The organism is Candidatus Thiodiazotropha endolucinida (genome assembly GCF_001715975.1).
GTDB lineage: Bacteria > Pseudomonadota > Gammaproteobacteria > Chromatiales > Chromatiaceae > Thiodiazotropha > Thiodiazotropha endolucinida.
The window spans coordinates 1-10,099 of the sequence record NZ_MARB01000043.1; the positions used below are offsets into that span (position 1 = coordinate 1).

At 55.2% G+C, this 10,099-nt stretch carries 13 protein-coding genes; 3 read left to right on the forward strand and 10 right to left on the reverse strand.

Going from position 1 to position 10,099, the window contains the following annotated elements; all coding sequences use genetic code 11:
* Positions 1-106 precede the first annotated feature (106 nt).
* The 8 genes from CODIS_RS20060 to CODIS_RS20095 are packed head-to-tail and all read right to left on the reverse strand — an operon-like array spanning position 107 to position 5,021.
* Positions 107-847: a phage tail protein gene (locus CODIS_RS20060; protein ID WP_001349920.1), complete on the reverse strand. Its 741-nt coding sequence runs from the start codon at positions 845-847 to the stop codon at positions 107-109.
* Positions 848-854: 7 nt separating this feature from the next.
* Entirely contained in the window at positions 855-1,250 is a 396-nt protein-coding gene (locus CODIS_RS20065) for a phage minor tail U family protein (RefSeq protein ID WP_000683105.1), read from the reverse strand.
* A complete protein-coding gene (locus CODIS_RS20070) occupies positions 1,247-1,825 on the reverse strand; it encodes a phage tail protein (RefSeq protein WP_000975070.1) in 579 nt (192 codons plus the stop codon). The genes CODIS_RS20065 and CODIS_RS20070 overlap by 4 nt, the downstream gene beginning before the upstream one ends.
* Positions 1,826-1,836: 11 nt before the next feature.
* Positions 1,837-2,190: a head-tail joining protein gene (locus CODIS_RS20075; RefSeq protein ID WP_000752979.1), complete on the reverse strand. Its 354-nt coding sequence runs from the start codon at positions 2,188-2,190 to the stop codon at positions 1,837-1,839.
* Between the two features lie 11 nt (positions 2,191-2,201).
* A complete protein-coding gene (locus CODIS_RS20080) occupies positions 2,202-2,600 on the reverse strand; it encodes a DNA-packaging protein FI (RefSeq protein ID WP_000158919.1) in 399 nt (132 codons plus the stop codon).
* Positions 2,601-2,641: 41 nt separating this feature from the next.
* Positions 2,642-3,667: a major capsid protein gene (locus tag CODIS_RS20085; protein ID WP_000063280.1), complete on the reverse strand. Its 1,026-nt coding sequence runs from the start codon at positions 3,665-3,667 to the stop codon at positions 2,642-2,644.
* A gap of 55 nt (positions 3,668-3,722) precedes the next feature.
* Positions 3,723-4,055, reverse strand: a complete 333-nt coding sequence (locus CODIS_RS20090; protein WP_001297109.1) for a head decoration protein — start codon at positions 4,053-4,055, stop codon at positions 3,723-3,725.
* Between the two features lie 9 nt (positions 4,056-4,064).
* Positions 4,065-5,021 carry a S49 family peptidase gene (locus tag CODIS_RS20095; protein WP_023490512.1) on the reverse strand — a complete coding sequence of 319 codons (957 nt, stop codon included), beginning with the start codon at positions 5,019-5,021 and terminating at the stop codon, positions 4,065-4,067.
* A gap of 15 nt (positions 5,022-5,036) precedes the next feature.
* Between CODIS_RS20095 and CODIS_RS20100 the strand changes: the two genes are divergently transcribed.
* Together CODIS_RS20100 and CODIS_RS20105 are read left to right on the forward strand one after the other, a co-directional pair.
* Complete coding sequence (locus CODIS_RS20100; RefSeq protein ID WP_051384094.1) at positions 5,037-5,573, forward strand: DNA-packaging protein; 537 nt, start codon at positions 5,037-5,039, stop codon at positions 5,571-5,573.
* Positions 5,548-6,060: a phage terminase large subunit family protein gene (locus tag CODIS_RS20105; protein WP_023492862.1), complete on the forward strand. Its 513-nt coding sequence runs from the start codon at positions 5,548-5,550 to the stop codon at positions 6,058-6,060. The genes CODIS_RS20100 and CODIS_RS20105 overlap by 26 nt, the downstream gene beginning before the upstream one ends.
* Positions 6,061-6,204: 144 nt before the next feature.
* Here CODIS_RS20105 and lacI read toward each other — a convergent pair whose 3' ends face one another.
* A complete protein-coding gene (gene lacI / locus CODIS_RS20110) occupies positions 6,205-7,287 on the reverse strand; it encodes a DNA-binding transcriptional repressor LacI (protein WP_000805902.1) in 1,083 nt (360 codons plus the stop codon).
* Between the two features lie 1,114 nt (positions 7,288-8,401).
* Complete coding sequence (locus tag CODIS_RS20115; protein WP_000027057.1) at positions 8,402-9,262, reverse strand: broad-spectrum class A beta-lactamase TEM-1; 861 nt, start codon at positions 9,260-9,262, stop codon at positions 8,402-8,404.
* Positions 9,263-9,558: 296 nt separating this feature from the next.
* On the opposite strand from CODIS_RS20115, the gene CODIS_RS20120 reads away from it, so the two are divergent.
* Positions 9,559-10,099: tetracycline resistance MFS efflux pump (locus CODIS_RS20120; RefSeq protein ID WP_037409238.1), on the forward strand; the 541-nt coding region annotated here is incomplete at its 3' end.

A 10,099-nucleotide genomic window follows, 5' to 3' on the forward strand; every position in this document is an offset into this window, starting at 1 on the left:
GAGCAGAATGCCGTCCACCATCGGATCGCTGGCAGCCTGTTGCAGACGGGCGATAATGCCGTTGTAACCGGCCCGAGGTTTTCAGGAACATCGCTGACTCTCCGGATTAACTGGCGGTGACGGTAATTTCTGCAACCGCAGCAAACTCACCATTACCGGATACAACCGGAATGTTGACCTTGCCTGCAGCAACGCCGTTCACGGTGATGGTCATACCACTGACCGACACGGTGGCTTTTGTTTTATCCGCAGACACCGCACGAAAGCTCTTGTCGGTTACGCCCTCCGGCTGGAAGGCCACGGTCAGCGTGGTGCTCTGCCCTTTCACCACCGAGGTGCTGGCAGGCGTCACGGTCATGCCGGTTGCCGCTGTTACCGTGCTGCGATCTTCTGCCATCGACGGACGTCCCACATTGGTGACTTTCACCGTGCGGGTGATCACTTCCTTCGCCGTCACCGCCTTACCGATACTGCTGACCCAGCCACGGAACACATCGACCGTGCCGTTCGGGAAGCGGATTTTATAGGCACGGGTATCGCCTTCATTAAACCACGCCAGCAGCGCCTGCTGCCCCTGCTCTCCGGGCATCCACGCCAGCGTGAAGCTGGTATCTCCGGCAGATTTCTGCCCCTGCCCGGTCGCAGTCCAGTCTGCATCTTCATCATCGAGATAGCTGTCGTCATAGGACTCAGCGGTCAGTTCGCCGGGCGTCAGGTCTTTAACTTTTGCCAGACGCGACCAGTCAACGTCTGAAAGCGGATTCGCGTAAGGGTCACCGCTCCCCTTATAAACCCACAGGGTGGTCCCGGCACCTTTCACCGGCATTGTAGGATTTGGTACAGGCATAGCGTCCTCACATTTCATAGGTAATGACATAAGTCAGATCGGCTGAACTCCACAAGCCCGCATCATCGTCGCGCCGGTAGTCATAGCCGCTGGCCACCATACTGGTGATCAAATCTGACAGTGCCGGGATATCGCTCATCACCGGATAAATCCGGGACTCCATCCACGCATCCAGCTCTGAATCCGGCACCTGAGCAGGCAGGAAAACTTCGATATGCAGCTCCGCCTGCCAGGTATCGCTGTCCAGCTCTTCGCCCGTGTATTCAGCGCCGGTGAGATAAACGGCAACTGCCGGAAAATCCGCCTCATCAAAAACAGCGGGGCGACCATCAAAAAACGTCGCCCCGGTGTCATGCTTCTCCAGTGCATCCAGTACGGCTGCACGGAGTTCAGTATGTTTCATCGCTTTATTACCATCCTCAGTTGATGCTGCAGCGCATAGCCCAGCTCTTTCGGAAGACGTTCACGCCGTATCCGCTCAATATTTTGTTTAAACGCCGTGGTCAGCGGCACCGCCATCGGGATTTTCACCACATCAATGGGGTAACGGTTTTTCCCAGCCACACGCTGCATGACATGCCACCGGCCATTTTTCAGTTGCTGAATAAACGCGCCGGGAATACGACGGTTACCCACCACAAGCACGCTGCCGCCACCTTTCAGGGATGAACGCTGCCCCTTTTTACGACGCCTGCGGCGCGAAAGGACAACCCGCGCATTACCCAGCTTGATTACGGGCAAATCCCCCCGGTTAACTTTGATTCTGGCCTGCGGATTTTTGACCGTGGCCCTTTTCAGCCTGGCCCTTTCCTTTACCAGTTTCCGGCGTACCTTTGTCTCACGGGCAACCTGTGACGCCGACTGCGATATCGCGGATGAAGCAACGCGGTTAATGGCCATTGCGGCGGCACCAGGCACCGCCGTTTTGCTGATACGGCTGAGGTTTTCAACGGCCTGCTCAAGACCTTTTATGGCCATACATCCCCCTTTCAGCGGCGACGGTTAACGGCAGGCGGTACGCCCCGTCCAAGCCAGAGATGACAACTTCCGCCATCATCCGGCGAAACCCGATCTACCCAGAAATTTTCCTCACCGATGGTCAGCGTGTCTCCACGCCGCAGCTGCCGCACCTCATCAGTCCGGACAAACAGGGACGGGCTGGAGCCTTCAACGCGCACGCCCTGTCCGGCATAGCTGATATTTTCAGGGTCATCAAAAACACCACGTATCACCGCACCTGACTGCTCACCGGATGTAATGGTGGCTGACGTTCCCATGTACCCGCGTATCGTTTCATCGGCGCGGGCAATGGCAGCATCGAACAGGTTATCGAAATCAGCCACAGCGCCTCCCGTTATTGCATTCTGGCCAGGCCGCGCTCTGTCATTTCGGCTGCCACACCGGCAGAGACACGAAACGCCGTTCCCGGCAGCACAAATGCCACAGGTTCATCCCGCGTGGCGTGAAGTGCATCAGTATGCAGCTTCACCAGTGCCACGACCGTGACCAGTTCAGACGTATCCAGAATCACGGTATCCGGCTGCGCTGATCCCACCTCATTTTCATGTCCGGTCAGCACATTTTCCCGGCTGAGAGGGGTGTCCTGACCGGCAGTTTCATCCGTGTCATCAAGCTCCTCTTTCAGCTCTGCCACACGGAGCGCCAGTTCTTCTTTCGTCCCCGTCAGGCTGACATCACGGTTCAGTTGTTCACCCAGCGAGCGGAGACGGGCAATCAGTTCATCTTTCGTCATGGACTCCTCCACAGAGAAACAATGGCCCCGAAGGGCCATGATTACGCCAGTTGTACGGACACGAACTCATCAGGGTCAGCCAGCAGCATCAGCGGTGCTGACTGAATCATGGTGAACTCACGCGCCGGATCGCCGGTGGTCACCCAGTTTTTCGGGTAACGGGCAGAGGCGTTAATGCCTTCGCGCTGTGCGTCCGCATCCTGAATGCAGCCATAGGTGCGCAGACCGCGTGCCTGAGTGTTCCCCAGCACCATCGTGTTGTCCGGCAGGAAGTTCTTTTTGACGCCGTTTTCCACGTACTGTCCGGAATACACGACGATGGCCACATCGCCATACATCCCCTTATAGGACACCGCTTTGCCCAGGTCTTTCACCGCTGTCTCCAGCTCGGAATTAGAGCCACGACGGGTATCCAGCTTCTCCTTGACGGCTTTGAAGGAACGGAACAGCGCCCAGCCTTTCGGATCGAACACGATGATATTCACCACACCGCTGGCGTTCAGCGCGTAGGCTTCGATATCGTCGGTCGGGTCATACGTGGACTTGTCACGCTTGCTCCACTCCGTGCCGCCGGACTGCGTGATGTTATTCTCCTCACTGCGGCCCATATCCACCTCAACCGGATCGAAGGCTTCACCGGTCATGGTGTATTTGCCCTTAAGCACGGCAGAAACTGCCTGCATCTCTTCGACCTGAGCAATGGCCAGCTCTTCGTCACGCATGTTCTGCATGATGATGCGACGGCGGCGGTAAGCCGGGTCCGCCAGATTCTGCGGATCTTCATCCGGCAGGCGACGCAGGGTCATCTGCGGATTCACTTCATGCTTCGGCTTGACATATCCCGGCGTAAATTCAGAGGTGGAGCCGCCACGGGAACGGATAACCTCACCGGAAACAATCGGCGAAACGTACAGCGCCATGTTTACCAGTCCCGGAATTTGTGAGAGATAGACTTTCTCCGTGGTGAAGGGATAGCTCTCACGGAAAAAGAGACGCAGAAACAGCGGATCAAACTTAAATTTCTGCTCATTTGCCGCCAGCAGTTGGGCGGTTGTGTACATCGACATAAAAAAATCCCGTAAAAAAAGCCGCACAGGCGGCCTTTAGTGATGAAGGGTAAAGTTAAACGATGCTGATTGCCGTTCCGGCAAACGCGGTCCGTTTTTTCGTCTCGTCGCTGGCAGCCTCCGGCCAGAGCACATCCTCATAACGGAACGTGCCGGACTTGTAGAACGTCAGCGTGGTGCTGGTCTGGTCAGCAGCAACCGCAAGAATGCCAACGGCAGCACCGTCGGTGGTGCCATCCCACGCAACCAGCTTACGGCTGGAGGTGTCCAGCATCAGCGGGGTCATTGCAGGCGCTTTCGCACTCAATCCGCCGGGCGCGGTTGCGGTATGAGCCGGGTCACTGTTGCCCTGCGGCTGGTAATGGGTAAAGGTTTCTTTGCTCGTCATAAACATCCCTTACACTGGTGTGTTCAGCAAATCGTTAACGGCATCAGATGCCGGGTTACCTGCAGCCAGCGGTGCCGGTGCCCCCTGCATCAGACGATCCAGCGCAGTGTCACTGCGCGCCTGTGCACTCTGTGGTGCTGCGGCCAGAATGCGGCGGGCCGTTTTCACGGTCATACCGGGGGTTTCTGCCAGCACGCGTGCCTGTTCTTCGCGTCCGTGAGCCTCCTCACAGTTGAGGATCCCCATAATGCGGCTGTTTTCTGCCGCAACCGCTGCGGTGATCTGCGCGTTCACGTCCGGCTGCGCCGCGCTGGCGTTCTCGCCCTCCGTCGCTGGCACCACGTCAGTAACGTCAGCCTGCGAAGCAGTGGCTGAAACAGTTGTTGATTGAGCCTCTTTGGTCATTCGCCCTCCTGAGAGACGGGATTTACGTGCATCCAGTGCATCACGCATGACGGTGATCGCATCGGTGCTGTTAACAAGTTCATCAGCCAGTCCGGCATCAATGGCCTCCTGACCGCTGTACACTGCAGCCTCGGTATCCAGCACAACCTGCACGGACAGGCCGGTATATGCCGACACCTTCTGCGCAAACATCTGGCGGGTTGCGTCCATCCGGGACTGCAGTGTCTCCCGGACGTCATCCGGAAGATGGCTGTAGGGGTTGCCATCCACCTTATGGCTGCCGCTGTAAATCAGCGTGATTTCCACACCCTGTTTCTCCAGCGCAGCACCGTAATTACTGTGAGCCATCATGACGCCGATGGAGCCTGTCCGGGCGGTCTGCGTGACCAGACGCCGGGAGGCGGCACTGGCAAGCAACTGACCTGCACTGCAGTTCATGTCGTTGGCAAGCGCCCATACCGGTTTTATGTCACGCACACGGGCGATGATGTCAGCGCAGTCAAATGCCCCCGCCACCATCCCGCCGGGCGTGTCCATATCGAGCAGAATGCCGTCCACCATCGGATCGCTGGCAGCCTGTTGCAGACGGGCGATAATGCCGTTGTAACCGGCCCGAGTACCATTCAGAACTGGCAGGAACAGGGAATGCCCGTTCTGCGAGGCGGTGGCAAGGGTAATGAGGTGCTTTATGACTCTGCCGCCGTCATAAAATGGTATGCCGAAAGGGATGCTGAAATTGAGAACGAAAAGCTGCGCCGGGAGGTTGAAGAACTGCGGCAGGCCAGCGAGGCAGATCTCCAGCCAGGAACTATTGAGTACGAACGCCATCGACTTACGCGTGCGCAGGCCGACGCACAGGAACTGAAGAATGCCAGAGACTCCGCTGAAGTGGTGGAAACCGCATTCTGTACTTTCGTGCTGTCGCGGATCGCAGGTGAAATTGCCAGTATTCTCGACGGGCTCCCCCTGTCGGTGCAGCGGCGTTTTCCGGAACTGGAAAACCGACATGTTGATTTCCTGAAACGGGATATCATCAAAGCCATGAACAAAGCAGCCGCGCTGGATGAACTGATACCGGGGTTGCTGAGTGAATATATCGAACAGTCAGGTTAACAGGCTGCGGCATTTTGTCCGCGCCGGGCTTCGCTCACTGTTCAGGCCGGAGCCACAGACCGCCGTTGAATGGGCGGATGCTAATTACTATCTCCCGAAAGAATCCGCATACCAGGAAGGGCGCTGGGAAACACTGCCCTTTCAGCGGGCCATCATGAATGCGATGGGCAGCGACTACATCCGTGAGGTGAATGTGGTGAAGTCTGCCCGTGTCGGTTATTCCAAAATGCTGCTGGGTGTTTATGCCTACTTTATAGAGCATAAGCAGCGCAACACCCTTATCTGGTTGCCGACGGATGGTGATGCCGAGAACTTTATGAAATCCCACGTTGAGCCGACTATTCGTGATATTCCGTCGCTGCTGGCGCTGGCCCCGTGGTATGGCAAAAAGCACCGGGATAACACGCTCACCATGAAGCGTTTCACTAATGGGCGTGGCTTCTGGTGCTGCAGGCGTACCAGCTTTCCCTATAGTGAGTCGTATTAGAGCTTGGCGTAATCATGGTCATAGCTGTTTCCTGTGTGAAATTGTTATCCGCTCACAATTCCACACAACATACGAGCCGGAAGCATAAAGTGTAAAGCCTGGGGTGCCTAATGAGTGAGCTAACTCACATTAATTGCGTTGCGCTCACTGCCCGCTTTCCAGTCGGGAAACCTGTCGTGCCAGCTGCATTAATGAATCGGCCAACGCGCGGGGAGAGGCGGTTTGCGTATTGGGCGCCAGGGTGGTTTTTCTTTTCACCAGTGAGACGGGCAACAGCTGATTGCCCTTCACCGCCTGGCCCTGAGAGAGTTGCAGCAAGCGGTCCACGCTGGTTTGCCCCAGCAGGCGAAAATCCTGTTTGATGGTGGTTAACGGCGGGATATAACATGAGCTGTCTTCGGTATCGTCGTATCCCACTACCGAGATATCCGCACCAACGCGCAGCCCGGACTCGGTAATGGCGCGCATTGCGCCCAGCGCCATCTGATCGTTGGCAACCAGCATCGCAGTGGGAACGATGCCCTCATTCAGCATTTGCATGGTTTGTTGAAAACCGGACATGGCACTCCAGTCGCCTTCCCGTTCCGCTATCGGCTGAATTTGATTGCGAGTGAGATATTTATGCCAGCCAGCCAGACGCAGACGCGCCGAGACAGAACTTAATGGGCCCGCTAACAGCGCGATTTGCTGGTGACCCAATGCGACCAGATGCTCCACGCCCAGTCGCGTACCGTCTTCATGGGAGAAAATAATACTGTTGATGGGTGTCTGGTCAGAGACATCAAGAAATAACGCCGGAACATTAGTGCAGGCAGCTTCCACAGCAATGGCATCCTGGTCATCCAGCGGATAGTTAATGATCAGCCCACTGACCCGTTGCGCGAGAAGATTGTGCACCGCCGCTTTACAGGCTTCGACGCCGCTTCGTTCTACCATCGACACCACCACGCTGGCACCCAGTTGATCGGCGCGAGATTTAATCGCCGCGACAATTTGCGACGGCGCGTGCAGGGCCAGACTGGAGGTGGCAACGCCAATCAGCAACGACTGTTTGCCCGCCAGTTGTTGTGCCACGCGGTTGGGAATGTAATTCAGCTCCGCCATCGCCGCTTCCACTTTTTCCCGCGTTTTCGCAGAAACGTGGCTGGCCTGGTTCACCACGCGGGAAACGGTCTGATAAGAGACACCGGCATACTCTGCGACATCGTATAACGTTACTGGTTTCACATTCACCACCCTGAATTGACTCTCTTCCGGGCGCTATCATGCCATACCGCGAAAGGTTTTGCGCCATTCGATGGTGTCAACGTAAATGCCGCTTCGCCTTCGCGCGCGAATTGCAAGCTCTGCATTAATGAATCGGCCAACGCGCGGGGAGAGGCGGTTTGCGTATTGGGCGCTCTTCCGCTTCCTCGCTCACTGACTCGCTGCGCTCGGTCGTTCGGCTGCGGCGAGCGGTATCAGCTCACTCAAAGGCGGTAATACGGTTATCCACAGAATCAGGGGATAACGCAGGAAAGAACATGTGAGCAAAAGGCCAGCAAAAGGCCAGGAACCGTAAAAAGGCCGCGTTGCTGGCGTTTTTCCATAGGCTCCGCCCCCCTGACGAGCATCACAAAAATCGACGCTCAAGTCAGAGGTGGCGAAACCCGACAGGACTATAAAGATACCAGGCGTTTCCCCCTGGAAGCTCCCTCGTGCGCTCTCCTGTTCCGACCCTGCCGCTTACCGGATACCTGTCCGCCTTTCTCCCTTCGGGAAGCGTGGCGCTTTCTCATAGCTCACGCTGTAGGTATCTCAGTTCGGTGTAGGTCGTTCGCTCCAAGCTGGGCTGTGTGCACGAACCCCCCGTTCAGCCCGACCGCTGCGCCTTATCCGGTAACTATCGTCTTGAGTCCAACCCGGTAAGACACGACTTATCGCCACTGGCAGCAGCCACTGGTAACAGGATTAGCAGAGCGAGGTATGTAGGCGGTGCTACAGAGTTCTTGAAGTGGTGGCCTAACTACGGCTACACTAGAAGAACAGTATTTGGTATCTGCGCTCTGCTGAAGCCAGTTACCTTCGGAAAAAGAGTTGGTAGCTCTTGATCCGGCAAACAAACCACCGCTGGTAGCGGTGGTTTTTTTGTTTGCAAGCAGCAGATTACGCGCAGAAAAAAAGGATCTCAAGAAGATCCTTTGATCTTTTCTACGGGGTCTGACGCTCAGTGGAACGAAAACTCACGTTAAGGGATTTTGGTCATGAGATTATCAAAAAGGATCTTCACCTAGATCCTTTTAAATTAAAAATGAAGTTTTAAATCAATCTAAAGTATATATGAGTAAACTTGGTCTGACAGTTACCAATGCTTAATCAGTGAGGCACCTATCTCAGCGATCTGTCTATTTCGTTCATCCATAGTTGCCTGACTCCCCGTCGTGTAGATAACTACGATACGGGAGGGCTTACCATCTGGCCCCAGTGCTGCAATGATACCGCGAGACCCACGCTCACCGGCTCCAGATTTATCAGCAATAAACCAGCCAGCCGGAAGGGCCGAGCGCAGAAGTGGTCCTGCAACTTTATCCGCCTCCATCCAGTCTATTAATTGTTGCCGGGAAGCTAGAGTAAGTAGTTCGCCAGTTAATAGTTTGCGCAACGTTGTTGCCATTGCTGCAGGCATCGTGGTGTCACGCTCGTCGTTTGGTATGGCTTCATTCAGCTCCGGTTCCCAACGATCAAGGCGAGTTACATGATCCCCCATGTTGTGCAAAAAAGCGGTTAGCTCCTTCGGTCCTCCGATCGTTGTCAGAAGTAAGTTGGCCGCAGTGTTATCACTCATGGTTATGGCAGCACTGCATAATTCTCTTACTGTCATGCCATCCGTAAGATGCTTTTCTGTGACTGGTGAGTACTCAACCAAGTCATTCTGAGAATAGTGTATGCGGCGACCGAGTTGCTCTTGCCCGGCGTCAACACGGGATAATACCGCGCCACATAGCAGAACTTTAAAAGTGCTCATCATTGGAAAACGTTCTTCGGGGCGAAAACTCTCAAGGATCTTACCGCTGTTGAGATCCAGTTCGATGTAACCCACTCGTGCACCCAACTGATCTTCAGCATCTTTTACTTTCACCAGCGTTTCTGGGTGAGCAAAAACAGGAAGGCAAAATGCCGCAAAAAAGGGAATAAGGGCGACACGGAAATGTTGAATACTCATACTCTTCCTTTTTCAATATTATTGAAGCATTTATCAGGGTTATTGTCTCATGAGCGGATACATATTTGAATGTATTTAGAAAAATAAACAAATAGGGGTTCCGCGCACATTTCCCCGAAAAGTGCCACCTGACGTCTAAGAAACCATTATTATCATGACATTAACCTATAAAAATAGGCGTATCACGAGGCCCTTTCGTCTTCAAGAATAATTCTCATGTTTGACAGCTTATCATCGATAAGCTTTAATGCGGTAGTTTATCACAGTTAAATTGCTAACGCAGTCAGGCACCGTGTATGAAATCTAACAATGCGCTCATCGTCATCCTCGGCACCGTCACCCTGGATGCTGTAGGCATAGGCTTGGTTATGCCGGTACTGCCGGGCCTCTTGCGGGATATCGTCCATTCCGACAGCATCGCCAGTCACTATGGCGTGCTGCTAGCGCTATATGCGTTGATGCAATTTCTATGCGCACCCGTTCTCGGAGCACTGTCCGACCGCTTTGGCCGCCGCCCAGTCCTGCTCGCTTCGCTACTTGGAGCCACTATCGACTACGCGATCATGGCGACCACACCCGTCCTGTGGATCCTCTACGCCGGACGCATCGTGGCCGGCATCACCGGCGCCACAGGTGCGGTTGCTGGCGCCTATATCGCCGACATCACCGATGGGGAAGATCGGGCTCGCCACTTCGGGCTCATGAGCGCTTGTTTCGGCGTGGGTATGGTGGCAGGCCCCGTGGCCGGGGGACTGTTGGGCGCCATCTCCTTGCATGCACCATTCCTTGCGGCGGCGGTGCTCAACGGCCTCAACCTACTACTGGGCTGCTTCCTAA

Bases quoted from the DNA above. Each gene is read 5' to 3' on its own strand.
- CODIS_RS20085 (WP_000063280.1), bottom strand. From the start codon at position 3,667: ATGTCGATGTACACAACCGCCCAACTGCTGGCGGCAAATGAGCAGAAA.
- CODIS_RS20080 (WP_000158919.1), bottom strand. From the start codon at position 2,600: ATGACGAAAGATGAACTGATTGCCCGTCTCCGCTCGCTGGGTGAACAA.
- CODIS_RS20090 (WP_001297109.1), bottom strand. From the start codon at position 4,055: ATGACGAGCAAAGAAACCTTTACCCATTACCAGCCGCAGGGCAACAGT.
- CODIS_RS20115 (WP_000027057.1), bottom strand. From the start codon at position 9,262: ATGAGTATTCAACATTTCCGTGTCGCCCTTATTCCCTTTTTTGCGGCA.
- CODIS_RS20065 (WP_000683105.1), bottom strand. From the start codon at position 1,250: ATGAAACATACTGAACTCCGTGCAGCCGTACTGGATGCACTGGAGAAG.
- CODIS_RS20070 (WP_000975070.1), bottom strand. From the start codon at position 1,825: ATGGCCATAAAAGGTCTTGAGCAGGCCGTTGAAAACCTCAGCCGTATC.
- CODIS_RS20060 (WP_001349920.1), bottom strand. From the start codon at position 847: ATGCCTGTACCAAATCCTACAATGCCGGTGAAAGGTGCCGGGACCACC.
- CODIS_RS20095 (WP_023490512.1), bottom strand. From the start codon at position 5,021: ATGGTGGACGGCATTCTGCTCGATATGGACACGCCCGGCGGGATGGTG.